The 24,445-nt window shown below is 63.4% G+C and carries 17 protein-coding genes and 1 pseudogene; 10 read left to right on the top strand and 8 right to left on the bottom strand.

Going from position 1 to position 24,445, the window contains the following annotated elements; genetic code table 11:
- Positions 1-22 precede the first annotated feature (22 nt).
- The 5 genes and pseudogenes from EEB15_RS13405 (at position 23) to EEB15_RS13385 (ending at position 9,600) form a co-directional block, all read left to right on the top strand.
- A pseudogene (locus tag EEB15_RS13405) lies at positions 23-3,073 on the top strand (BPTD_3080 family restriction endonuclease).
- Between the two features lie 14 nt (positions 3,074-3,087).
- The gene (dinD, locus tag EEB15_RS13400; RefSeq protein WP_141510365.1) at positions 3,088-3,930 is read left to right on the top strand and encodes a DNA damage-inducible protein D; all 843 of its coding nucleotides are present in this window, start codon (positions 3,088-3,090) and stop codon (positions 3,928-3,930) included.
- 1 nt (position 3,931) lies between these two features.
- Entirely contained in the window at positions 3,932-6,805 is a 2,874-nt protein-coding gene (locus tag EEB15_RS13395) for a site-specific DNA-methyltransferase (RefSeq protein WP_141510364.1), read from the top strand.
- A gap of 17 nt (positions 6,806-6,822) precedes the next feature.
- A complete protein-coding gene (locus EEB15_RS13390; protein ID WP_141510363.1) occupies positions 6,823-7,455 on the top strand; it encodes a hypothetical protein in 633 nt (210 codons plus the stop codon).
- 24 nt (positions 7,456-7,479) lie between these two features.
- A complete protein-coding gene (locus tag EEB15_RS13385; protein ID WP_141510362.1) occupies positions 7,480-9,600 on the top strand; it encodes a 3'-5' exonuclease in 2,121 nt (706 codons plus the stop codon).
- An 18-nt stretch (positions 9,601-9,618) separates the two neighbouring features.
- Here EEB15_RS13385 and EEB15_RS13380 read toward each other — a convergent pair whose 3' ends face one another.
- A complete protein-coding gene (locus EEB15_RS13380) occupies positions 9,619-10,038 on the bottom strand; it encodes a putative toxin-antitoxin system toxin component, PIN family (protein ID WP_141510361.1) in 420 nt (139 codons plus the stop codon).
- A gap of 4 nt (positions 10,039-10,042) precedes the next feature.
- Positions 10,043-10,318 carry a type II toxin-antitoxin system Phd/YefM family antitoxin gene (locus tag EEB15_RS13375; RefSeq protein WP_141510360.1) on the bottom strand — a complete coding sequence of 92 codons (276 nt, stop codon included), beginning with the start codon at positions 10,316-10,318 and terminating at the stop codon, positions 10,043-10,045.
- 157 nt (positions 10,319-10,475) lie between these two features.
- Here EEB15_RS13375 and EEB15_RS13370 point away from each other — a divergent pair, with 157 nt between their 5' ends.
- Entirely contained in the window at positions 10,476-11,789 is a 1,314-nt protein-coding gene (locus EEB15_RS13370) for a glycerate kinase (RefSeq protein WP_141510359.1), read from the top strand.
- A 5-nt stretch (positions 11,790-11,794) separates the two neighbouring features.
- On the opposite strand, the gene EEB15_RS13365 is transcribed toward EEB15_RS13370, so the two are convergent.
- From EEB15_RS13365 to EEB15_RS13340, 6 genes are all read right to left on the bottom strand, one after another.
- Positions 11,795-12,283 (bottom strand): DUF3016 domain-containing protein, encoded by a 489-nt coding sequence (locus EEB15_RS13365; protein ID WP_141510358.1) that lies wholly within the window; start codon positions 12,281-12,283, stop codon positions 11,795-11,797.
- 74 nt (positions 12,284-12,357) lie between these two features.
- The gene (locus EEB15_RS13360) at positions 12,358-12,771 is read right to left on the bottom strand and encodes a thioesterase family protein (RefSeq protein ID WP_141510357.1); all 414 of its coding nucleotides are present in this window, start codon (positions 12,769-12,771) and stop codon (positions 12,358-12,360) included.
- A 122-nt stretch (positions 12,772-12,893) separates the two neighbouring features.
- On the bottom strand, positions 12,894-13,877 hold the full coding sequence (locus tag EEB15_RS13355; RefSeq protein ID WP_141510356.1) for a tripartite tricarboxylate transporter substrate binding protein: 984 nt from the start codon (positions 13,875-13,877) through the stop codon (positions 12,894-12,896).
- A 25-nt stretch (positions 13,878-13,902) separates the two neighbouring features.
- On the bottom strand, positions 13,903-15,483 hold the full coding sequence (locus tag EEB15_RS13350; RefSeq protein ID WP_141510355.1) for an indolepyruvate oxidoreductase subunit beta family protein: 1,581 nt from the start codon (positions 15,481-15,483) through the stop codon (positions 13,903-13,905).
- 4 nt (positions 15,484-15,487) lie between these two features.
- Entirely contained in the window at positions 15,488-17,716 is a 2,229-nt protein-coding gene (locus EEB15_RS13345; RefSeq protein WP_141510354.1) for an indolepyruvate ferredoxin oxidoreductase subunit alpha, read from the bottom strand.
- Between the two features lie 156 nt (positions 17,717-17,872).
- Positions 17,873-19,585, bottom strand: coding sequence for an MFS transporter (locus EEB15_RS13340; RefSeq protein ID WP_141510353.1), 1,713 nt, complete (start codon positions 19,583-19,585; stop codon positions 17,873-17,875).
- A 167-nt stretch (positions 19,586-19,752) separates the two neighbouring features.
- Here EEB15_RS13340 and EEB15_RS13335 point away from each other — a divergent pair, with 167 nt between their 5' ends.
- Genes EEB15_RS13335 through EEB15_RS13320 form a run of 4 tightly spaced genes read left to right on the top strand, consistent with a single transcriptional unit; the run spans position 19,753 to position 24,422 of the window.
- Positions 19,753-21,549 (top strand): peptide ABC transporter substrate-binding protein, encoded by a 1,797-nt coding sequence (locus tag EEB15_RS13335; RefSeq protein ID WP_141510352.1) that lies wholly within the window; start codon positions 19,753-19,755, stop codon positions 21,547-21,549.
- A gap of 23 nt (positions 21,550-21,572) precedes the next feature.
- A complete protein-coding gene (locus EEB15_RS13330; protein ID WP_141510351.1) occupies positions 21,573-22,532 on the top strand; it encodes an ABC transporter permease in 960 nt (319 codons plus the stop codon).
- Positions 22,498-23,439: an ABC transporter permease gene (locus tag EEB15_RS13325; RefSeq protein ID WP_141510350.1), complete on the top strand. Its 942-nt coding sequence runs from the start codon at positions 22,498-22,500 to the stop codon at positions 23,437-23,439. The genes EEB15_RS13330 and EEB15_RS13325 overlap by 35 nt, the downstream gene beginning before the upstream one ends.
- Positions 23,439-24,422, top strand: a complete 984-nt coding sequence (locus tag EEB15_RS13320; protein WP_141510349.1) for an ABC transporter ATP-binding protein — start codon at positions 23,439-23,441, stop codon at positions 24,420-24,422. Before EEB15_RS13325 ends, EEB15_RS13320 begins: the two co-directional genes overlap by 1 nt.
- The last annotated feature ends 23 nt before the right edge of the window (positions 24,423-24,445 follow it).

Here is a 24,445-nt window from a genome sequence, read left to right as displayed (position 1 = left end):
ACGGCCTTAGGCTGCAGGGACCATGACGAATCTGTTTTTCGAGAAACCAATACTGAATTCCCCTTACGGGTATCCTGGACGCTATTGGGAACTTGACAAAACAGGCCAGCCGACCCAGCAGATCATCGACAAGCGCAGGCCGGCGGAGTTCATCACGCCGATTCCCAAACCGAAGAAGCAAAAGGGAGCCCAGCAAGAGGCCCTCCTTTTCGACGAAGCGCTTTCCAGCCAGGCGCAGCAATATCACTCCGCAATCATCAACTCCGTCCGCACCGAGGTGGACAAGTGGCGCGCGCTGAAGAACCCGAGCGATTGGCGCGTGACGCCGGAAACGGCACGCCTGCTGCAGCACTGGCGGCATCACGAATTTGGCGGTGTTCGCCCATTCTTCTGTCAAGTCGAGGCTGCGGAAACCGCCATATGGTTGACCGAGGTGGCGCCCCAATTGGGCAAAGTGGGTCAGGTTTTCATGGATCACCTTGCCAATGCCAACAACGACGCCAACCCCGAACTGATGCGCCTTGCCCTCAAGCTGGCGACCGGCGCGGGCAAGACAACGGTGATGGCGATGCTCATTGCCTGGCAAACGGTGAACGCGGTGCGCCGGCCGAACAGCAAGAAATTCACCCGTGGTTTTCTCCTGGTCGCGCCCGGGCTCACCATCAAGGACCGGCTGCGCGTCCTGCAGCCCAACGACCCCGACAGCTACTACGCCAGCCGCGAACTGGTGCCGAGTGACATGCTGGGTGATCTGGAGCGCGCCAAGATCGTCATCACCAATTACCACGCGTTCAAGCTGCGCGAGCGCATGGAGTTGTCCAAGGGCGGGCGCTTGCTGTTGCAGGGCCGGGGCGGCGACGAACTGAATACGCTGGAGACCGAAGGCCAGATGCTCCAGCGCGTCATGCCCGACCTGATGGGCATGAGCAACATCCTGGTCGTCAACGACGAAGCCCACCACTGCTATCGAGAGAAGCCCGGCGCCAAGGTAGCAGACGAAGAGTTGAAGGGCGAAGAGAAGAAGGAAGCCGAAGAAAACAACGAAGCAGCTCGTTTGTGGATTTCCGGGCTCGAAGCCGTCAATCGCAAACTCGGCGTTGCCCGCGTCTTCGACCTGTCGGCCACGCCGTTCTTCTTGCGCGGCTCGGGCTACGCCGAAGGCACCCTGTTCCCCTAGACCATGAGCGACTTCTCGCTCATGGACGCTATCGAGTGCGGCATCGTCAAGCTGCCCCGTGTGCCGGTGGCCGACAACATTCCTGGCGCCGAGATGCCGATGTTTCGCAACCTCTGGGAACACATCCGCGCCAAGATGCCCAAGAAGGGCCGGGGCAAGGCAGAAGGGCTGAATCCGCTTGACCTGCCAACCCAGCTGCAAACCGCTCTCGAAGCGCTGTACGGCCACTACGAAAAGACCTTCGCGCTCTGGGTGCAGGAAAAGATTTCCGTGCCGCCTTGCTTCATCGTCGTCTGCAACAACACTTCGGCATCGAAGCTGGTCTACGACTACATCTCCGGATTTCAGCAGCCTCACAAGGATGGGACCAGCAAGCTGATTGAAGGCCGGCTGCCCCTTTTTCGCAATCACGACGAACACGGCAACGCGCTCGGCCGGCCGCGCACCTTGCTGATCGACAGCGAGCAACTCGAATCCGGCGAAGCGCTGGACGACAACTTCCGCGGCATGGCGGCCGACGAGATCGAGCGCTTTCGCCGCGAAATCGTGGAGCGCACCGGCGATTCGCAAGCAGGCCAGAACATTACGGACCAGGACCTACTGCGCGAGGTAATGAACACGGTCGGCAAGGCCGGGCGCCTGGGCGACTCCATCCGCTGCGTTGTCTCCGTATCCATGCTCACTGAAGGCTGGGACACAAACACCGTCACGCACGTGCTGGGCGTCCGCGCCTTTGGTACCCAATTGCTGTGCGAGCAGGTCATTGGTCGTGCGCTACGCAGGCAGTCGTACGAACTGAATGAAGAAGGGCTCTTCAACGTCGAGTACGCCGACGTGCTCGGCATCCCGTTTGACTTCAATGCCAAACCGGTGGTCGCGCCGCCGCAGAAGCCGCGCGAGACGATTCAGGTCAAGGCCGTCCGCCCCGACCGTGATGCGTTGGAAATTCGATTTCCACGCGTCCAAGGCTATCGTGCGGAGCTGCCCGAAGAGCGCCTCACCGCCGAGTTCAATGACGAATCGGTATTGACGCTGACCCCAGAGCTGGTCGGTGCCACCGAGACGCGCCAGTCCGGCATCATCGGCGAAACCGTAGACCTGAACCTGGTGCACACCGGCGACGTCCGGCCGTCTCAGGTGGTGTACGAACTCACGTCTCACCTGGTCCTGAGCAAGTGGCGCGACGCCGACGGCGAGCCGCAATTGCACCTGTTCGGTCAACTCAAGCGCATCGCGCGCCAGTGGCTCGATGGCGGCTATCTGAAGTGCATGGGTGGCACGTATCCGGCCCAACTCAAATACAAGATGCTGGCGGACATGGCCTGCGACAAGATCACCGCCGGCATCAACCGCGCGCTGATCGGCACCCGGCCCATCAAAGCCGTACTCGACCCGTACAACCCCACGGGCAGCACCGCACACGTCAACTTCAATACCTCGAAGACGGAGCGCTGGGAGACCAGCGCGAAAGCCTGCCAACTGAACTGGGTCATTCTGGACAGCGATTGGGAGGCCGAATTTTGCCGTGTGGCCGAGGCACACCCACGCGTGCGGGCCTACGTGAAGAACCACAATCTGGGGCTGGAAGTGCCTTATCGGTATGGCTCCGAGATGCACCACTACCGGCCCGACTTCATCGTCCGTGTCGACGATGGCCACGGCGAGAGCGATCTTCTCAATCTGGTCGTCGAGATCAAGGGCTTTCGCGGCGAAGATGCGAAGGTGAAGAAGGAGACGATGGATGTCTACTGGATTCCCGGCGTCAATAACCTCGGCACGCATGGGCGCTGGGGCTTCGCGGAGTTCACCGAGGTCTACCAGATGCAAGCAGATTTCGCCGAAAAGGTCGAGGCTGCGTTCGATCGAATGGTGATGGCGCTGTTGAAATCTCAGTAGGCGAGGAGCGAAAAATGAAGAAAGAACTTGTCCATTCGTTGACCACAAGCTTTGAGGGCCATGCGCAGCAGACGGAGGGCGGAACCGAGTATTGGCTTGCCCGAGACTTGCAGTTCCTGTTGGGCTATGCGGAGTGGCGCAATTTCTTGACTGTCATTTCCAAGGCGAAAGTGGCTTGCGAAGTGTCCGGCCATGCAGTCGCAGACCATTTTGTTGACGTCAACAAAATGGTCGACCTCGGCTCAGGCAGCCAGCGCGAAGTGGATGACTTGATGCTCACCCGCTACGCCTGCTACCTGATCGCCCAGAACGGCGACCCCAAGAAGCAGGAAATCGCCTTTGCGCAAACCTATTTCGCCGTTCAGACGCGCCGCGCGGAGCTGATCGAGCAGCGCCTGCTGGATGCAGAGCGCATCTCTGCCCGAAAAAAGCTCACCGCGACGGAGAAGGAGCTTTCCGACGTGATTTTTGAGCAGGCCGGTAACAACCAAGACTTTGCGCTCATCCGTAGCAAGGGCGATCATGCGCTGTTCGGCAAATCCACCCAGGCCATGAAGGCACAGTGGAAGGTGCCCGACAGCCGGCCGTTGGCCGACTTTGCACCGACCATCATCCTGAAGGCCAAGGACTTCGCCACCGAAATCACCATCTTCAATGCGCGTCAGCATCAGCTGGGTAGTGAGCGGGCCATCTCGAAGGAGCACATCACCAACAACGAAGCGGTGCGGAAAACGCTGTTGGAACGGGGCATCCGCCCCGAAAGCCTGCCGCCCGCAGAAGACGTGAAGAAGGTCGAGCGCCGCCTGCTTTCGGAAGACAAGAAATCCCTGAAGAACCCCGACGCGCTCGACTCCTGACATGGCCACCAAGCAACCCAAAGCCCCCCTCGTTGTCGAAACGCTCAAGCACGACGACGCCAAGCGCAAGAACATCCCCACCGCCGAATACCAGTCGGTGATGGCCAAGGACGAACAGAAGCCCGTGCGCGTGGAATACGAGCGCCGCAACCGCGACCTGGACCCACAGCTGGTCTGGCGCGGCAAGGACGAGCAGGACTGGTCAAACCTGATCGTGCAGGCGCCGCCGCTCTACATCCAGGAGAAGGTGCACCCCAAGGTGCTGATCGATGACCTGAAGCGCGAGTCCGAGCGGCGGCGCGAGGCCAAGGAACCGACAGCCGAACAAGTGGACCTGTTCGCCGACTTCAACGGCCTGCCCGACACCGATGCCAAGACTGAGTTCTACCAGCACGACGCGCATTGGGCCAATCGCATGATCCTGGGCGACAGCCTGTCGGTGATGGCGTCACTGGCGGAGCGAGAAGGCCTGCGCGGCAAAGTGCAGTGCATCTACTTCGACCCGCCGTACGGCATCAAATTCAACAGCAATTTTCAGTGGAGCACGACCAGCCGTGATGTGAAGGATGGCAACGCCGATCACATCACGCGCGAGCCGGAGCAGGTGAAGGCGTTTCGGGATACGTGGCGGCACGGGATTCACTCATACCTGACCTATTTGCGTGATCGGCTAACGGTGGCACGGGACTTGTTGACCGATTCGGGGTCGATCTTTGTGCAAATCGGGGATGAGAACGTACATCGCGTTCGGGCGCTTATGGATGAGGTATTTGGTGACGATAACTGTGCTGCCCTCGTCACGATCGAGAAGACCAGTAGCCAGACCCAGGATTACTTATCGCCAGTGACCGACTACGTGCTTTGGTACGCAAAGAACAAGGGGGGCATGAAGTTCCGCGATGCGTGGATTTCCAAGTCGCGTGAGCAGGCAGGATTCGCCGAGTATTCGCGAGTGCAACTCCCAACACTTGAGCGGCGCCCAATGACTCGCGAGGAGAAGATCGATGCAGGGGCTATAGGCGATGACCTGCGGGTCTATCGGCAAGACAACATCACGAGCCAGAGTCTCGGAAGAGAAAAAGGAGAAGGTGCAGCATCTTGGTTTCCAGTTGCAGTTGATGGTCGTGAGTTTCGACCGAGTATCACGAGTCGATGGAAAACAAACGAGTCGGGCATGATGCGGCTTGCGTACGCAAAGCGGCTTGAGGCGAGAGGCACGAGTCTGAGCTACGTTCGGTTCATCAATGACTTTCCCGCCGTTGCGGTCAACAACATCTGGGGCGACGTTAAGTTTTCGAGTCGCGCAGAGGAAAAGACCTATATCGTCCAAACGTCGGCGCGTACCGTCCAACGCTGTCTTCTGATGTGTACGGATCCGGGTGATCTTGTTCTCGATCCGACATGTGGCTCGGGCACGACTGCATATGTGGCAGAGCAGTGGGGTCGCCGCTGGATCACCATTGACACCTCTCGCGTTGCCCTAACACTGGCCCGTGCACGCATCATGGGCGCACGCTACCCTTACTATCTGCTCGCCGACAGCCGTGACGGACAGATCAAAGAAGCTGAGGTCGCTCGTACAGTGCCGTCCAGCGCCCCGACCCGTGGCAACGTTCGGCAAGGATTCGTCAACGAGCGCGTGCCGCACATCACGTTGAAGTCGATCGCCAACAACGCTGAGATTAATGTCATCTGGGACAAGTACCAGAAGATGTTGGAGCCGCTGCGCGAGCAACTGAACATTGCGTTGGGGCAGAAATGGCAGGAGTGGGAAATTCCCCGCGAACTGACCGACAAGCATCTGCTCAACCCCACTGGCAAGACAGACCGCGACGTACGCCTAGAAAAGGCGAAGGAATTGCACGCCGAATGGTGGACGCAACGGATTTCTCGCCAGCGCGAGATCGATGCCTCCATCGCCGCCAAAGCCGAGTTCGAGTATCTTTACGACAAGCCCTACGACGACAAGAAAAAGGTGCGCGTGGCTGGCCCATTCACGGTGGAGAGTCTTTCGCCGCACCGCGTACTGGGCGTCGACGAAAACGACGAACTGATCGACCCCAACAATCTCAAGACAGCCGAACGCGATGCCGAATACAGCGCCGAACGCAACTTCGTCCAGATCATCCTGGAGAACCTCAAGACTGCGGGTGTGCAACAGGCGCACAAAGAGGACAAGATCGCCTTCACGTCGCTGACGCCTTGGCCGGGCGAACTCATTTGTGCCGATGCTCGGTACATAGAGGGCTCCGGAGAGAAGCGTGCCGCCGTCTTCATCGGTCCAGAATTCGGCACCGTCTCCCGCCCTGACCTGGTGGCCGCCGCTCGCGAAGCCGGCGATTCCGGCTTCGATGTCTTGATCGCCTGCGCCTTCAACTACGACGCGCACTCATCGGAGTTCGACAAGCTGGGTCGCATCCCGGTGCTCAAGGCCCGGATGAACGCCGATCTCCACATGGCGGAAGACCTGAAGAACACCGGCAAGGGCAATCTCTTTGTCATCTTCGGCGAGCCCGACATCGACATCCTCAATGCCGAGGACGGCCAGGTGCGCGTCAAGGTCAACGGCGTGGACGTGTTCCACCCCAATACCGGTGAAGTTCGAAGCGATGGCGCCGACGGCATCGCCTGCTGGTTCATCGACACCGACTACAACGAAGAAAGCTTCTTCGTCCGCCATGCCTATTTCCTCGGAGCAAACGACCCCTACAAGGCGCTGAAGACCACGCTCAAGGCGGAGATCAACGAAGACGCCTGGGCCACACTGAACAGCGATACGTCACGGCCGTTCGATAGGCCGAAGTCAGGGCGGATTGCAGTGAAGGTTATCAATCACCTCGGGGACGAAGTGATGAAAGTGTTCCGGGTCGAGTAGGAAAAAGACTTAGGCGAATGATGAAGAAAAACGTTTGGTACGGAGTTCGCGGACAGAGCCTTGCCGTCTATGCCCGCTATGCGGGCTTTGATCTCGCCTTGTACGAAGACTACGACAAAAAAGTCCAGGCAGAACTTCGAAATCGAGCAGTCAAGGAGGCCCTATTTGCGATTAAATCTGCTTGCTGGGAGCAGGGCTTCAACGTCGAGTCTGTGAAGACGGGCGTCTATGTGATCGCCCTCTCAAATCCTCTTTCGATTCAATATCGCCACAAGAGATCCCAGGTTATCTACATAGGACGAGGCAACATCATGGGGCGAATCAAGACGCACTTTGACCGAAAGCTGTTTGATTTCATGTTGGGTCTCTCAGGTGCGAACTTCGACTTCTATTTCGCAAAACCCGCCCGTCCCGGAACAAAGAACTATTTCGTCCACGTTGAACATCTCATGCTCGACTACTTCTCCGCGCAGTACGGCGGCATGGACGAGAAGCGGAGGTTCCCGATACTCAATAAGAGCGCCGGCAACAATCGGCACTATGCCGAGGGGACGGATTGGTGGAAAAAGCCGTTGAAAGCGATCGGGAGGCGCCCGCTTTGGGAGCTTATGCCGACCGACTTTTCCGATTTCGCCCCGCTTGACGCTTAGCGACTGCCAAACGATTGGCGCAGCATGGACTTCCGCATCGCCGACACCTTTACCGATAGCCTCGCCCGCCTAACTGGCGAAGAGCAAAAGCTCGTCAAGACCACGGCTTTCGATCTGCAGTTGAACCCTGTCAATCCGGGCATGAGTCTGCACAAGCTCGACAAAGCCAAAGACAAGCACTTCTGGTCGGTGCGGGTCGGCAGCGACATCCGGCTGATCGTCCACAAGACGCCAGCCAGCCTGCTGCTTTGTTATGTGGATCACCATGACAAAGCCTACCGCTGGGCGGAGCGTCGTAAGCTGGAAACGCACCCTACGACGGGTGCCGCGCAGTGGGTCGAGATTCGCGAACGGGTGGAGGAGGTAGCAGTTACCCGGCCGCTGGTTGCGGCCGAGCCCGCAGCTCGGTCCTGGACCATTGAGGCGCCCCAAAAAGTTCAGCTGTTCGCTGATCGATCTGATAGCGAGTTGCTGAGTTATGGCGTCCCGACCGAGTGGCTGGCCGATGTGCGAGTGGCGGACGAAGACGCCTTGATGGCGCTGACGGACCATCTGCCGAAGGAAGCTGCCGAAGCACTGCTGGAAATTGCGACAGGCGGCACGCCATCGGTGGCACAAGTGGCTCCGGTGGGCACCGACCCGTTCGCCCACCCCGACGCGCAGCGCCGCTTCAGAGTGATGAACGACGTGGAGGAATTGGAGCGGGCCCTTTCTTCCCCCTGGGAAAAGTGGACGACGTTCCTGCACCCTGCGCAGCGCGAATGGGTGGAGCGTGACTACAGCGGCCCTGCACGCGTATCCGGTTCGGCGGGCACCGGCAAGACCATTGTGGCGCTGCACCGGGCCGTGTTCCTCGCGCGCAACCATCCTGAAAGCCGCGTGCTGCTGGCGACGTTTTCCGAGCCATTGGCCAGTGCGCTGCACCAGAAGCTGCGGCTGTTGATCGGTGCGACGCCAAGGCTTGCCGAGCGGCTGGAGGTGCTGTCGCTCATCGGCGTTGGCGAGCGGCTCTATGCCGCAAAGATGGGGCGTCTGAAACTTGCCCCACGGCAAATCGTGGAGAAGGCGCTGGACGAGGCCATTGCACAGGCAGGATCGTCCGCCACACCCGCATTGACTTTGTCTTTTGTGCAGTCCGAATGGGACGACCTGATTGATGCCTGGCAGGTGGAAAGCTGGGAGGCCTACCGCGATCTGGTTCGCCTGGGCCGCAAGACCAAGTTGCCCGAAGTGCGGCGCGCGGCCGTGTGGGCGGTGGTGGAGCACGCGCGGGCGCAGCTCCGAGACCAGGGCTTGATTACTCATGCGCAGATGTTCATGCAACTGGCAAAGCATTTCGAAGGTGTTGAGCAGCCACCCTTCGACTTCATCGTGGTCGACGAAGCGCAGGATGTGTCGGTGGCGCAGCTGAAATTTCTTGCCGCCCTGGGCGCACAGGCCGGCGCCCCAAGGCCGAACGGTCTGTTCTTCGCGGGCGACTTGGGGCAGCGCATTTTCCAACTGCCGTTCTCCTGGAAGTCGTTGGGCGTGGACGTGCGTGGCCGATCCCGCACGCTGACGATCAACTACCGCACCTCACACCAGATTCGCGCCCAGGCGGATCGGTTGCTCGGCCCTGAGGTGGCGGATGTGGACGGCAACGTGGAAACGCGTAAGGGAACAATTTCTGTCTTCAACGGCCTGCCGCCATTGGTTCGCACCTTCGCTGGCGAGACAGAAGAGACCGCTGGCGTGGGCGCATGGTTGAAAGCGTGTTGTGGCAACGGTGTTCGGCCTGCCGAGATCGCAGTTTTCGTACGGTCAGAGGTGCAACTCGACCGCGCCCACCAAGCTGTGAAAGCCGCTGGTCTGGACTTCTGCGTCTTGGACGACAAGGTTCGGCCCGAGGAAGCGCGTGTTTCGATCTGCACCATGCACCTGGCCAAGGGGCTGGAGTTCCGCGCTGTGGTCGTTATGGCCTGCGACGACGAAGTGGTTCCGCTGCAAAGCCGCATCCAAGGCATTGCCGATAGTGGGGACCTGAAAGAGGTCTACGATACCGAGCGGCATTTGCTCTACGTCGCATGTACGCGTGCAAGAGATCATCTGCTCATCACCGCCACTGAGCCCGCCTCTGAATTTCTGGATGACTTGAAGTCTGAGTAGTCCTGGCCCAAGCGTTTTTCAGCCGTGCCGTTCCAGGTACACCGCAGCCTTGAGAATGCGCGTCTCGTGCCACGGATCGAGCGCGAGCAGGTCGGCGTCGCTGCTGACGATGACATCGGCCTGGCAGACCGACGCGAGCGCCAGGAACATGTCGTCCTTCGGATCGCGGCAACGGGGCGTGATCGCGGCTTCATCGCTGGCCGACACCTCGTACACGACCGCTGCCGTGGCCACAATGTCGAAGAACTCCTTGCGCGTGCCGATCGGCTGGTAACGGTCGAACTTGGGGCGGCGCAACACTTCCTGCAGCTCGGTCAGCGTTTGGGCGGATGCGCATAGCTGGCCGGTGGCCAGTGCCGTCGCCAGGGCGCGGTGCGGTATCGAGCCGATCTGCAGGGCAGCACCCACCAGGGTGCTGGTGTCGAATATCAGCCGCACGCGCTTACCGGCTTTCCTTGACCAACCGGACGATGTCTTGTTCGGTGAGCTTGGCCGCGTCCGGCGAAGCCGCTTCGGCCGCGCGCCGGCTCCAGGCCTCGAACTCGGTCACTGTCTTGCTGCGCTTGCGGCGCGCGTCCAGCAGTTCGTCCATATCCTGTGGCGACACGATGAACGCGGCCGGCCGCCCATGCCGGGTGATGGTGACCGGCTCGCGTTGGGCCTTGTCCAGCAACTGGCCGAACTTGTTCTGGGCTTCCACGGAGGTGACGGTGATCATGTGCCGGCTCCCAAAAAAATAGCTAATATGTACAGTATAGCCAATCTGCTTCGTCTGATCGTTCGCAGACTACACGTTTTGGTTATAGGAGTCCTCACGTCGCAGCCATAGTTACCACCCGGTTACGGAGTCACAATGGCAGGCGGAGACACCCCGCATGACCCCCAACCCCGCCACCGAGCCCCGCCGCTTCCTCGAACACCTCTACAACGCGGCCGTGCGCCGTGCCTTGCCGCTGCACAACACGGCCGCCTTCCTGCCGCCACCGCCCAAGGGCCGCACCATCGTGCTGGGCGCGGGCAAAGCCGGCGGGTCCATGGCACAAGCCGTCGAAGCGCTGTGGCCAGCGGACGCGCCGCTGGAAGGCCTGGTTGTTACGCGTTACCACCACATCCCCCCGCGCCCAGAACGCCTCAAATCCCGCATCGAGATCGTCGAGGCCGCCCATCCGGTGCCCGATGCGGCCGGCCTCGCGGCGGCGCAGCGCATCCTGGCGATGGCGCACGGCTTGACGAAGGACGACCTGGTGCTGTGCCTGATCTCTGGCGGCGGCTCGGCCCTGCTGACGCTGCCGGCCGAAGGGCTGACCCTCGAAGACAAGCAGCAGATCAACAAGCAGCTGCTGAACTCGGGCGCCAACATTTCAGAGATGAATTGCGTGCGCAAGCATCTCTCGCGGATCAAGGGCGGGCGGTTGGCGGCAGCCTGCGCGCCGGCCAAGGTGGTGACGCTGACGATCAGCGACGTGCCGGGCGACGACCCGTCCATCATCGCCAGCGGCCCGACGGTGCCCGACGCCACCAGCTGCGCCGAAGCCATCGCCATCCTGCAGCGCTACGGCATCGCCGTGCCGGGCGCCATCATGAGCCTGCTGGAGCAGGGCGCGCTGGAGACGCCCAAACCCGGCGACGAAATCTTCACCGGCCATGAGGTCCACATGATCGCCACGCCGCAACAGTCGCTCGAAGCAGCCGCGCAAGAGGCAAGGGCGGCGGGCATCGAGGCCTACATCCTCAGCGACGAGATGGAAGGCGAGTCTCGCGAGGTCGGCAAGGTGCATGCGGCCTTGGCTCGCGCGGCGGCCCATCGCGGCCAGCCTTTCGCCAAGCCCTGCGTGATTCTGTCGGGCGGCGAGACAACGGTCACCATCCGCAAGCAGCCCGAAGGCACACCGCGCGGCCGGGGCGGCCGGGCCGGCGAGTTCTGTCTGGGCCTGGCGCAGGCGCTGCAAGGGCAGGGCGGCGTGTGGGCGCTGGCGGCGGACACCGACGGCATCGACGGGGTGGAGGACAACGCGGGTGCGTTCGTCGCACCGGAGACCTTGTCGCGCGCGTTGTCGCTGGGCATGAAGATCGACAAGTACCTGGACCGCAATGACGCCTACGGCTACTTTCGCCAGCTCGACGACCTGGTGATCACCGGCCCCACCCACACCAATGTGAATGACTTCCGGGCGATGCTGGTTCTGTAGCCAGCCTACCGCGCGGCGACAGTGCCTTCGCCGAAGCGTGTCTTGAACCACGCGTCGAGTATCCGCTTCTCGTAGTACAGCGACTGCGAATCGCGGGAACCCGAAAGCCCGCGCGCGTAGTTCATGTCTGCGATGCGTTCATCGCCACTGGCCACTGCCTTGCCAGCGGCTTCCAGCGTGTAGCGCAAGTGGATGCGGGGCCAGTCGGCGCCGCCGCGCAGCACGCGCACCGATGAGCCACGCACGGAAGGACGCACCGTTCCAGCCAAATCCACATCCAGCACCTCGACCTTCAGGTGCTGTCCGGCGGGCAACATGCGCTGCGCAAGGCCCTGCAGATGCGTTGCCAGCGCCTGGAGGTTCGCCTGCTCTTCCCAGGACGTGGCGCCGGCGTCCTCGAAGGAGGGTGCGTTGACGAACGAGACATGGGCCGTTCCTGCGCCGGCCGCCGTGGCGGCAAGGGCGAGGCACAGGGCGGAGAGGGCTGTGCGCATGGGGGGCTCCTTTTCGGTGACCGGACCTGATGGTGATTCCGATCCCGGCAGGGCGCAAGAGTTCAGCCGGAGCTTTACTCGCAGAGCCGGCGTATCTCATCCGGAACGGGCAGCGCGCGCATGCTGCCGTCCTCGCGCCGACCGCCGAAGATGCGCACCTCGTCGCACTCCATGATGGGCTCGTCGTTGCGGGTTACCCGGTAGCGCTGCACGAAGCTCTTGCTCCGCCATTCGGCCACGCTCGTGTGGATCTGCAGCACGTCGCCGTAGCTCGCCGTGCGGATGAACTTGGCATGCGTGTCGACCAGTGGCGTGCCGATCACACCCATCGACTTCTCCGTCTCGTGCCAGGGCGGCACGCCGCATTGGATGAAGAAGTGCCGCGAAGCCGCATCGATCCAGCGGAAGAAGTTGGGGAACCAGACGATGCGCGCCGGGTCGCAGTCGCCGAATTCGACGCGTTGCTGATAAATCACGATTCTTGTCATCTGCTTAGTCGCTGTGTCGCTGCATCATTCGGGTGGCCACCGCGGAACCGGCTTTGCCGGGCCGCTGGTGGCGCCCCCTTGAGGGGGAAGCGCCGTAGGCGCTTCGGGGGTGGGTCATCTATTCAATCGGCCGTGATCTTCCGGTCCTTGATGACCGCACCGAATCGCTTCGAATCCTCCATCGCCTTTGTGCCGAACTCGGCCGGCGTCAGCGGCAGGGCCTCGCCACCCATCGCCAGGACGCGGTCCTTTACGGCCTGCGTGCCCAGCACCTTGTTGATCTCGCGGTTCAGGCGGGTCACCACGTCGGGCGGTGTGCCGGCGGGCGCGTAGAAGCCGAACACCGTGTCGGCATCGAAGCCTTTCAGCCCCGCCTCGGCCAGCGTCGGCACGTTGGGGAACATCGGCGAGCGCTTCGGGCTGCCGACCGCCAGCAGCTTGAGCTTGCCGGCCTTGACCTGCTGCAGGCCGATGCCGGGATCGAAGTAGAAGTCGAGTTGGCCGGCCAGCAAGTCCTGCAAAGCGGGTGCCGCGCCGCGGTAGGGCACGTGCACGGCGAACAGGCCGGCCTGGCTCTTGAGCATTTCGCCGGCCAGGTGCGGCGAGCTGCCGCTGCCCGGCGAGCCATAAGAGAGGCGACCGGGGTTGGCCTTGACGTACTTGATGAAGTCCTGGATGTTGTCGGCGGGCAGCGAGGGCTTGGCCACCAGGTACACCAGCACGCGCGCGGCCGATGCCACCGGCACCAGGTCCTTGGCCGGATCGAACGCCATCTTCGGGTAGATGTGCGGGTTGACCGAGACCATGCCGCCCGAGCTCATGAGCAGCGTGTAGCCATCGGCCGGCGACTTGGCCACGACCTCGCCGCCGATGTTGCCGTTGGCGCCGGCGCGGTTCTCCACCACCACGGGCTGGCCCAGCGCTTCCTGCAGTGGCAGGCCGATGGCACGCGCCAACTGGTCGGCGGCGCCGCCGGGCGGGAAGTTGACGACGACGCGGATCGGTTTGGCGGGCCAGGTTTGCGCATAGGCCGTGGGCGCTGTGGCGCCAAGCGCCAGCACGGCAGCGGCGAGCAGGGCGCGCCGGGTGAGGAAGAACGATTTCATTGTTGTCTCCTTGCAAGATTCATTGTCAGCTCGGCGCGGCAGCGCTGGTTTTTGGTTTGCGCACGAACCGGATCGGCTGTTCCTTGACGGGGCGCGGCGGGGCACCGTGTTGCACCAACGCGGAATCGAATGCCTTGCCCGCGTCGTCGGCCAGCGCGGCTTCGCGCGCGGCTGCGATCGCCTCGGCGCTCTGCGCGGCGGACTCGCCATGTGCGAGATGGTCCAGAACGTGCAGCAGGTTCTCCTTGCCGCGCTCGTTGGTCGCGCCGTAGCCCTTGATCAGGCGGCCGCACAAGGCGATCTCGTGGCCCAACTGCCAATCGCGCTGTGTGCCGTCGACCACGCCGATCAGCCATTTGTCGATCATGGCTTGCTCGTTGGCGTAGCGGCTGCCGCGCACGCGAAGCCACTTGAGCGAAGCCAGTGTTCGCAGCGCCAGCATGCCAAACACGGAGTGCGTGCCAATCTTGAGCGGCAGCGCCCAAGCGGGCTTGCCTTTGATCACGCGGGCGCGGTCCCAGCGCAGCACGCGTGCTGCCAACGATGCCGGCAACAGCGCGGCGAATTCGGGCGCACCCGGCTTGAAGTGGTCGTACACGCGAAGCAGGTCGTCGTCTCCGGCTTTCACTTCGGCCTTCACGCGTTGCCACCGGCTGGCGCGGCTCTTCAGGTCGGCCACGCGCACGATGTCGTCGAAGGCCATCCACAAAGCGAGCCAGCGCGCCATTTCGCGGGTTGTCGCGAAGTTGTGCGCAGCAGAAGGATCGGCGGCGCGCTCGGCGTCGAGGACGCGCTGCAGGCGCTGCAGGTACAGCGCCGCGTAGGCGGGGCCCTGGTACTCGAGCATGCGCGCGTGGCCGAGTGCGAGCATGTCCTGGACTTGCACGGGAAAGGAATCGGCGTGCGACGATGGATGCCGGATCGAGTCCGGCATGACAGGGTGGGGGTTAGCCGTGGGAGCCGGATCGAGTTCGGCATGACAAACAAAGTCGTGCGCCGCGGCGAAACCTCGCAAGCTCGCCGCCGCCGACGCACCGGACTCCTTCACCACCGCCTCATAGTCCTCGCGCGCCATCGGAAACACGCCGCTCCCCGCCAAGGCACCCAGCATCACCGCACTGACGACCGTTCCAGCTTCCTTCGCGACCGCGCCCATGTCGAACACATGGTGCGCGCGGCTGTACGCGTCCACCACGCTCAGCAAGTCGCCACTGTCTGCACGCCCGTCGGCCAACTGCATCCGCTCCTGCGTCGTCAAGGTGCGGCCCGATGAGGTGATCACCAGCGTCCGGTCCGGAGAGCTCATGCCGTTGCCGATCTGGCGCACGGTCTCGAGCAGCTCCGACGAGACCATCGCGTCCAGTGCGCCGGGCACGGGGCTCAGGCTGAACACCGGGCGCCGCCCGCCGAGTTCGGCTTGCGGCACCGGGAAAACTTCGACGTAGTAGGTGGTGGCGCCGGTGCGCTGCGCCACACCCGGAATCGACGTCGCCTGGACCGGATAGCCCGCGCGGCGTGCCGCGTCGACGATCCACTCGGTCAATACGCCGCCGCCCTCGCCGCCGAGCGCGCAGATCAACAAGGAGATGGGTCTTGCAGTCTTCATCGCATCACGCCGTTTGCAACGCACGAACGAAAGCGCCGCGCACCGCGCCGGCGAGCCGTTCATGCCACTTGGGGTTCTGGATCACTTCCGCGCGGTAGAAGCTGGGGCAGAGTGTGGCGGCATGCGCGTTCTCGCCGCACAGGCCACAGCCCACGCAGCCGTCGATCACCACCGCGACCGGGTCGACCTTGAGCGGATCCGGGTTGTCCTTGATGGTGAGCGTGGGGCAGCCCGAAAGACGGATGCACGCATGATCGCCATTGCACACGTCCTCGTCGACGCCGTACTTCACGCGCATCACGCGCTGGCCCTTCTTCAGCAGGCCGGCGATCCAGGGCTTGATGCGGCGTTGGCGCTCCAGCTGGCATTCACCCTCGGCCACGATGACCTTCAGGCCGTTGAAGTCGCTGGTGAAGGCGTCTTTCAGTGTCGCCTTCATCTTGTCCACGTGATAGGTGTGAACGGTGCGCAGCCACTGCACGCCCAGTCCTTGCAGCGTCGACTCGATCGTCGTGTTGGTATGGGTCTGGCTCTGCATCCCGCCATCGGCCATCTCTTTCGACGCGCTGCCCGGCGTGGAGATCAGGTCCTGCGTGCCGGTGGCCGACGAGTAGCCGTTCTTGAAGATCAGCAGCACCGCGTCGTCGTGGTTGAAGAGCGCGCTCTGCACGCCGGTCAAGAGGCCGTTGTGCCAGAAGCCGCCGTCGCCCATGATGGACAAGGTGCGCCGCTGCATCATCGGCGAAACACCCGCACGGCTCGCCAGGCTCATGCCGTAGCCGAGGATGGAATGGCCCATGGAAAAGGGCTCGAAGGTGGCGAAGGCATGGCAGCCGATGTCGCCCGAGATGTGCACGGCGCCGATGTCCTGCTGCGTCATTTTCAGCGCCGAGAACACCGGGCGTTCGGGGCAGCCGATGCAAAAGCTGGGTGGCCGGGCGGGCAGGGGCTTCGCCAGCTGCGCGGCGACGGCGGCGCGGCGGTCGCGGTTGGCGGCAAGCCAATCGCGTGCGGTTTTCAAGCTCCCTCTCCCCTTTGGGGAGAGGGTTGGGGTGAGGGGCGTGCTGCCCTCACCCCCGCCCTCTCCCAGAGGGAGAGGGAGCAAACGCAAATGCAAGTCCGTGAAAGCCAGCACGCCCTGCGCCAGCACCTCCACGCCGTACTCCCCTGCCATCGGCAGCAAGTCCTTGCCGTGCAGCTTCGTCTGGATGTCGCGCCGCCGCAGCAGCGTGGCGATCTCCTGCTCGATGTATTCGGGCTGGCCTTCCTCGACGACGAGCACGGCACGTTTGCCGACGCAGAAATCGGCGACCTGTTCCGGCACCAGCGGGTACGTGACGTTGAGCACGAGCACCGGTATGTCGCTGTCGCCGAAAGCATCCGCCAGGCCGAGCTGCTGGAGGCTACGGATGGTCGAGTTGTAGAGGCCGCCCTGCACGATGATCCCCAGGTCGGCGTGCTTGCCCGGCAGCAGTTCGTTCAGCTGGTTCTCCGCGATGTACTTGCGCGCTGCGGGAATGCGCTCTTCGCCCTTGAGCTTTTCCTGGCGGAAGGTGACGGGCGGATGCGCCAGCTTCATGTAGTCGAAACCCGCGGGGTTCTCCATCAGCGCGCGCGTCGATACCGCCGGTGCCACGTTGTCCTTGGCGTCGAAGCTGCCGCGTACGTGGCAAGCGCGGATGCGCAGTTCCAGGATGCACGGCATGTTGGACGCTTCCGAGAGGCGGAACCCATGCTCGACCATCTTCACCATCACGCCCAGGTCGGGGCGCGGATCGAGCAGGCACATGCTCGACTTCAGCGCATAGGCATGGGTGCGTTCCTGGATAACCGATGCACCTTCGCCGTAGTCCTCGCCCACGACGATCAGCGCCCCGCCCTTGACGCCGGGTGACGACAGGTTGGACAGCGCGTCCGACGCGACGTTGGTGCCGACGATGGACTTCCACGTGACGGCGCCGCGCAGCGGGTAGTGGATCGACGCGCCCAGCATGGCGGCGGCGGATGCTTCGTTGGAGCAGGCCTCGACGTGCACGCCCAGCTCGTCCATGTAAGGCTTGGCCTGCACCATGACGTCGAGCAGGTGCGACACGGGCGCGCCCTGGTAGCCGCCCACATACGCCACGCCCGACTGCAGCAGCGCCTTGGTGATGGCCAGGATGCCTTCACCGTGGAAGGTCTGGCCATGGCCGAGGCGAAGGGATTCGATTTCCTTAGCGAATGAAACTTCCAAGCGGGTCTCCAAGATTGTCGCAACCCATGCGACGAATGCCGACGTCATGGATGCCGAATCGAGTCCGGCATGACAGCCTGGGAGTTTGGCCGGTCACCGCCTATCAATCAATACGATAGGCCGACTATCGAATATCAATCTCAAGCATGGCGAAATTCACGCCGGCTGCACGCGCGGCGCCAGGGCCTGCCAGCTGCGAGCGGCCATCGCCAGCAGCACGATCCCCGCTGCCAGGGGCACGGCGTAGATGAACACTTCGGCGGCCGATCGCAGGGCCGGAACGCCGGCCAGCTTGTCGGCCCAGTAGCGGCCGTACATCAACAGCAGCAACGGGGCGACCCACAGCGACGCCTTGCGCCAGATCCCGGCCGCTTCGCCCAGCACCTCGCGACCGGCCAGCAGGAACAGCGCGGAGGCGATGAACACCAGCGTGAAGAAGGTGCCCATCATCGGCTGGCCCTTGCCCAACAGCTCGTGGTTGGCCCAGTAGAGCAACCAGCCCAGGCAGCACAGGCCCAACACCAGCGCTGATTTGCGCGCGCGTCCTTCGGCCAGCGCATCGCTGAACTCGCCGGCTTGTCGCTTCATCCATGGGAGCAGCAGCACGCAGATCACGCCGGTGATCGCGTCGACGAGCAGCGTGACCGGGTAGCCCCATGCCTCGACAGCCGCGCCCTGCCACCCGGCAGCGATGGCGATGGCCAGGTTCATCATCGCCATGTAGGCGGTGAACTGAGTGGCGGCGACGGCGGGGTTGGTGATGTCCATCATGATGGCTGAACGCGTGCCGTACATGAGTCCCTGGAAGACCGAATACCAGATCGACGAGATCCACAGCGCCGTGATCAGCGCGGGCATGACCGGACCGCCGGGCGCGTGGGGCATCACGTAGCCGTGCTGCTGCAGCACCCACATCAGGTACAGCACCGGCAGGCTCATGCCGCTCAGGTACACGGCCAGGGTGCGGCGGCGGCCCCACTTGTCCGACAGCCAGCCGCCCAGCACCATGCAGGCGGCCGAGATGATTTGCGTCCACAGGCTGAGCGCGCCTACCTGGTCGTCGTCCATGCCCAGTTCGACCGCCAGGTTGGATTGCAATGCCAGGCCCAGCGACATCGCGCCGGCCGGTAGCAGGGCGAAGAACACGCCGGAAAAAGCGCCGCGTGTGCCGATGAAGGAGCGGAACGACTGAACCGCGAAGGCTTTCATCTCTGCGCCTGCTGCACGCCAGGCGGTTCCCGCGCTGGCGGCGGCGGCGCCCAGGTTTTCGGCCACCGCCTCTTTCATGGGCAGGACAATGAAGGCCGTCACGGCCAGGATGGCCACCGCTACCATGACGAAGCTGGCCTGGAAGCCGGTGTAGCTCATCATGAACAGCACGCCGGCACCGCCGATCGCCGTGCCCACCGAGGCGCCCGCGAACATCAGCCCGTTGGCCAGCCCGCGTTCGTCCTCGCTCAAGCTGTTGACGGCGAGGGAGTCGATGGCTACGTCCTGGATCGCGCCGAAGGTGTTGTGCACCAGCAGGATGGCGGTGAAGATTCCCAGGCCGGTGGGCAGCGGCACCGCCACCAGCGCCAGCAGGGTGGCGGCCATCATGACCTGGGTGAGCAATATCCAGCCACGCCGGTGACCGAAGCGCTGCGAACGGAATACATCGACGAAGGGACCGAAAGCCCACTTGAAGGCCCATGGCAGGTAGAACGACGCGACGAAGGCGCCGATCTCCGCCGGGCCCACGCCCTGCCGCCTCAGCTGTGTCGCCACCGCCGTGGCGGCGAAACCCAAGGGAATTCCCTCGGTGATGTAGAGGCTGAAGAATGCGAACAGGCGTCCGCGGCGGGTGGCAAGCAGGTTGGGCAGTCGCATGGGCTTCCTTGGAGTCGAGCCGGCGCGTCATGGCGAGCGCGCGGCGGGCAGGATACTTGCTTATAGCCGAGGGATCGTCCAAATCCACCCGCCGCGTATCAGTGTTTGCACGGTGGCCTTGCCGGCGGGTTGCGTACATCCTTTCGTTCCCACCGAGGAGCATTACCATGCAGGAAAAAGAGATTCGCCAATCCATCGACGAAGTCCGCAGCGGCCGTTTGCCGCGCCGCGACTTCATCCAGCAGATGGTGTCCGTGGGCCTCACGGCGCCCATGGCGTCGATGCTGCTCATGCATGCCGGGGTCGCGCAGGCCCAGGCGCCTGCCAGCCAGGCCTACAAACCGACCAAGCGCGGCGGCGGCGGCGCGCTGAAAGTGCTGTGGTGGCAAGGTGCGACGCTTCTGCAACCGCACTTCGCCAACGGCACCAAGGACCAGGAAGGCTCGCGCATCTTCTATGAGTCGCTGGCGGTCTGGGATAACGAGGGCAACCTCGTGCCCATCCTCGCGGCGGAAATCCCCACGCGCGAGAACGGCGGCGTGGCTGCGGACGGCAAGTCCGTTACGTGGAAGCTCAAGCGCAACGTCACCTGGCATGACGGCAAGCCCTTTACGGCAGACGATTGCGTCTTCACCTGGGAATACGCGAAGGACCCGGCCACGGCCGCGGTGACAAGCGCGGTCTACAAGGACGTGGTCGTCACCAAGGTCGACTCGCACACGATCAAGGTCACTTTCGCCAAGGCGACACCGTTCTGGGCCACGAGCTTCGTGGCGGCCGAAGGCATGATCCTGCCCAAGCACGTGTTCAGTGCTTTCACGGGCGCCAAGTCGCGCGAAGCCCCGGCCAACCTGAAGCCCGTGGGCACAGGGCCGTACGAGTTCGTGGACTTCAAGCCGGGCGACATGGTCCGCGGCAAGCTCTACACCGGCTATCACATGCCGAACAAGCCTTACTTCGACACCATCGAAATGAAGGGCGGCGGTGACGCGACCTCGGCGGCGCGGGCCGTGCTGCAGACCGGCGAATACGACTACGCCTGGAACCTGCAGGTGGAAGACGAAGTGCTCAAGCGCATGGAAGACGGCGGCAAGGGTGTCGCCAAGATCATCCCCTGCGGCGACATCGAGTTCCTTCAGCTCAACATGACCGATCCGTGGACCGAAGTGGACGGCGAGCGTGCCAGCATCAAGTCGAAGCACTTCGCCTTCAGCGATCCGGCCGTGCGCCAGGCCATGGCCCTGCTGATGGACCGCCAGTCGATCCAGCAATTCATCTACGGCCGCACCGGCATCGCCACGCCCAACTTCCTCAACGCGCCTTCGAAGTACAAGTCGCCGAACATGAAGATGGAGTTCAACATCGACAAGGCGAACGCGCTGCTGGAGACCGCTGGCTGGAAGAAGGGCAGCGACGGCATCCGCGAAAAGGGCGGCAAGAAGATGAAGTTCGTCTACCAGACGTCCGTCAACGGTATCCGGCAGAAGGAGCAGGCGGTGGTCAAGCAGGCCGCGCAGAAGGCGGGTGTCGACCTGGAACTCAAGTCGGTCACCGCGTCGGTGTTCTTCTCGTCCGACGTCGCCAACCCGGACACGTACGGGAAGTTCTGGGCCGACATCCAGATGTACACGACGACGCAGACGCAGCCGGACCCGGAACGCTTCATGAACCAGTACGTCAAGGACGAGATTTCGTCCAAGGCGAACAAATGGCAAGGGCGCAACATCTGCCGCTGGCACAGCGACGAGTACGACAAGACGTACAACGCGGCCGAGGGCGAGATCGACCCGGTCAAGCGGGCGGCGCTGTTCATCAAGTGCAACGACCTGGTGTGCGGCGACCATGCCGTGATCCCGCTTATCCTGCGGCCTCGCGTGCGCGGCCAGGGCAACAAGCTGGTGACCTGGCTCTCGGGCTGGGACCTGGACTTCGCCCAGTTGCAGAACTGGTATAGAGAAACTTGATCCCGCCGCGGAACTGACCCGCCGTGGGTTCCTATCTCCTGCGGCGGCTCTTGATCGCCCTGCCCAGCCTGCTGGGCATCAGCGTGGTGCTGTTCACCGTGCTCGCGCTCGCGCCCGGCGACCCCTTCGCCGAAATGGCGCTGAACCCGAACGTGCCGCCTGAAGTGCAGGCCAATCTGCGCAAGCAGTTCGGCCTGGACGACCCGATCTGGCAGCGCTACTTCCGCTGGCTGCTGGCCATGTTCCAGGGCGACTGGGGCTTTTCCTTCATCAGCCGCGTCGACGTCGACAAGCTGATCCTGCAACGCGTGCCGGTGACGCTGGCCGTGATCGGCGCGTCGCAGGTGCTGGCGCTGGCCGTGGCGCTGCCGGTGGGCATCTACTCGGCGATGCGCCCCTATTCCTGGTTCGACCGCATCGCCAGCGCGCTGGCCTTCGTCGGCTTCTCGTTGCCCACGTTCTTCACCGGGCTGCTGCTGATTCTGCTGTTCTCGATCAAGCTCGATTGGCTGCCGTTCGTCTTCCGCGCGGACATCGCCGCCACCGGCTGGCAATGGTGGTGGGAGCACCTCAAGCAAGCGATCATGCCCATCATGGTGCTGGGCCTGTTCCAGGGCGCGAGCTGGACGCGCTACGTGCGCTCGGCGATGCTGGACGTGATCCGGCTGGACCACGTGACGACGGCCCGCAGCAAGGGCCTTTCGGACTGGGACATCGTGATGAAGCACGTGGTGCGCAACGCGCTGATTCCCGTCGTCACACTGGTGGCGCTGCAGATGCCCGCGATCTTCGGCGGCGCCATCGTCACCGAGCAGATCTTCCGCATCCCCGGCATCGGCTCGCTCCTGATCGACGCCATCCTGCGCAACGACACGCCCGTGATCATGGGCGTGACTTTCGTCTTCTCCTGCCTCGTGATCATCTTCAATTTGATTGCCGACTTGCTCTATGGCTGGCTCGACCCCCGCATCAGTTACCGCTAGCGCGTTGCCCTCGCAGGGCAAGCCGCAGCGCAGTGTCTCGCTGGTGGCGGATGCATGGCGGCGCTTTCGCCGGCACAAGCTCGCGCTGGCCAGCCTGGTCATCCTGGGGCTGATGGTCGCACTGGTGGTGCTGGGTCCGCTGGTGTGGAAGGTCGCGATCAACGAGATCGATTTCTCCGCTCGCCTGAAGGGACCCAGCTGGAAGCATCCGTTCGGCACCGACGACCTGGGCCAGGACATCTTCGCGCGCATGCTCTATGGTGGCCGCATCTCGCTGGCCGTCGGGCTGGCGGCGATGAGCGTGGCAATCATGGTGGGTGTGACCATAGGCTCCATCGCCGGCATGTCTCGAGGCCGTGTCGACGCGGCGCTGATGTGGCTGACGGACTTGTTCCTGTCGCTGCCGCAATTACCGCTGTTGCTGCTGCTCATCTACCTGTTTCGCGATGGGCTGAAGGCGGCGTTTGGCCCCGAGGTCGGCGTGTTCATGCTGATCGTCTGCGTGATCGGCGGCTTCCGCTGGATGCCGGTGGCACGGCTGGTGCGCGCGCAGTTCTTCTCGCTGCGCGAAAAGGAATTCGTGGAGGCAGCGCGCGCGCTGGGTGCCAGCACGTCTCGGCAAGTGGTGCGGCACATCCTGCCAAACGCGCTGGGCCCGGTAATCGTCGCCGGCACCATCGACGTGGCGGCGGCCATCATCGCGGAGTCGACGCTGTCGTTCCTAGGTCTGGGCTTTCCGCCAGACATCCCGACCTGGGGCCGCATCCTGTTCGACAGCAAGGAATACCTGGACATCGCGACGTACTGGGCGATGTTCCCGGGCGCGGCGATCTTCCTTGCCGTGCTGTGCATCAACTTCATCGGCGATGGGCTGCGGGATGCGCTCGATCCGAGGGACGTTCTCTAATGGCTTTGCTGGAGATCAAGGGTCTCAAGACTCACTTCAAGACCGAGGACGGCTGGCTGCACGCCGTCGACGGCGTCGACATCTCCGTCGAACGCGGCGAGACTGTGTGCGTGGTCGGCGAGTCGGGCTGCGGCAAGACCGTCACGGCGATGACGGTCCTCAAGCTCATTCCCATGCCCCCTGGCCGCATCGTCGCGGGGCAGGTGCTGTGGCAGGGCCGTGACCTTGTGCCGCTCGACAACGCAGGCATGCGCAAGGTGCGCACGAAAGAGATCGCCATCGTGTTCCAGGAGCCGATGACGTCGCTGAACCCGGTGTACACGGTGGGCGAGCAGATCGCGGAGTCGGTGCGGCTGCACGGCGGCTACAGCCGGCGCTCGGCGTTGGACCACGCGGCGGAGATGCTCAAGCTGGTCAACATCCCCATGCCGGAGAAGCGCATCCACGACTACCCGCACCAATTCTCCGGCGGCATGCGCCAGCGCGTGATGATCGCGATGGCGCTGTCGTGCAACCCGCAGCTGCTGATCGCCGACGAGCCGACCACGGCGCTGGATGTGACCATCCAGGCGCAGATCCTCGACCTGCTCAATGAGCTCAAGGACCGCCTGGGCATGTCGATCATGCTGATCACGCACGCGATGGGCGTGGTCGCCGAGATGGCGCAGCGCGTCGTCGTCATGTATGCCGGCAAGGTGGTCGAGGAGGCCAGTGCGACCGAGCTGTTCGCGCGGCCCAAGCACCCTTACACGCAAGGCCTGATCCGTTCCATCCCGCGCATCGACCGGGCGGCCACGCACCGCGTGCGGCTGGAGTCCATCGGCGGCACCGTGCCCAAGCTGATCGAGCCGACCGAGGGCTGCCGCTTCGCGCCGCGCTGCAAGTACGCGATTCCCGAGTGCAGCGCGGCGACGCCGGCGCTGCGCGAAGTCGTGCCGGGGCACAAGGTCGCGTGCATCCGCGCCGAGGAGATCGAGGCATGAGCGCCGACCAGCCGCCCGAAGGA

Origin of the sequence: Ramlibacter sp. WS9, from assembly GCF_003797765.1 — a bacterium.
Lineage (GTDB): Bacteria > Pseudomonadota > Gammaproteobacteria > Burkholderiales > Burkholderiaceae_C > Ramlibacter.
Note: the sequence above shows the minus strand (reverse complement) of the source record. Positions and strands in the feature narration are given on the sequence as shown.

What these genes read in the sequence shown, in the direction of transcription:
- dinD (WP_141510365.1), top strand. Translation starts at nt 3,088, where the DNA reads ATGAAGAAAGAACTTGTCCATTCGTTGACCACAAGCTTTGAGGGCCAT.
- EEB15_RS13395 (WP_141510364.1), top strand. Translation starts at nt 3,932, where the DNA reads ATGGCCACCAAGCAACCCAAAGCCCCCCTCGTTGTCGAAACGCTCAAG.
- EEB15_RS13390 (WP_141510363.1), top strand. Translation starts at nt 6,823, where the DNA reads ATGATGAAGAAAAACGTTTGGTACGGAGTTCGCGGACAGAGCCTTGCC.
- EEB15_RS13385 (WP_141510362.1), top strand. Translation starts at nt 7,480, where the DNA reads ATGGACTTCCGCATCGCCGACACCTTTACCGATAGCCTCGCCCGCCTA.
- EEB15_RS13375 (WP_141510360.1), bottom strand. Translation starts at nt 10,318, where the DNA reads ATGATCACCGTCACCTCCGTGGAAGCCCAGAACAAGTTCGGCCAGTTG.
- EEB15_RS13370 (WP_141510359.1), top strand. Translation starts at nt 10,476, where the DNA reads ATGACCCCCAACCCCGCCACCGAGCCCCGCCGCTTCCTCGAACACCTC.
- EEB15_RS13365 (WP_141510358.1), bottom strand. Translation starts at nt 12,283, where the DNA reads ATGCGCACAGCCCTCTCCGCCCTGTGCCTCGCCCTTGCCGCCACGGCG.
- EEB15_RS13360 (WP_141510357.1), bottom strand. Translation starts at nt 12,771, where the DNA reads ATGACAAGAATCGTGATTTATCAGCAACGCGTCGAATTCGGCGACTGC.
- EEB15_RS13355 (WP_141510356.1), bottom strand. Translation starts at nt 13,877, where the DNA reads ATGAAATCGTTCTTCCTCACCCGGCGCGCCCTGCTCGCCGCTGCCGTG.
- EEB15_RS13350 (WP_141510355.1), bottom strand. Translation starts at nt 15,483, where the DNA reads ATGAAGACTGCAAGACCCATCTCCTTGTTGATCTGCGCGCTCGGCGGC.
- EEB15_RS13340 (WP_141510353.1), bottom strand. Translation starts at nt 19,585, where the DNA reads ATGCGACTGCCCAACCTGCTTGCCACCCGCCGCGGACGCCTGTTCGCA.
- EEB15_RS13335 (WP_141510352.1), top strand. Translation starts at nt 19,753, where the DNA reads ATGCAGGAAAAAGAGATTCGCCAATCCATCGACGAAGTCCGCAGCGGC.
- EEB15_RS13325 (WP_141510350.1), top strand. Translation starts at nt 22,498, where the DNA reads ATGGCTGGCTCGACCCCCGCATCAGTTACCGCTAGCGCGTTGCCCTCG.
- EEB15_RS13320 (WP_141510349.1), top strand. Translation starts at nt 23,439, where the DNA reads ATGGCTTTGCTGGAGATCAAGGGTCTCAAGACTCACTTCAAGACCGAG.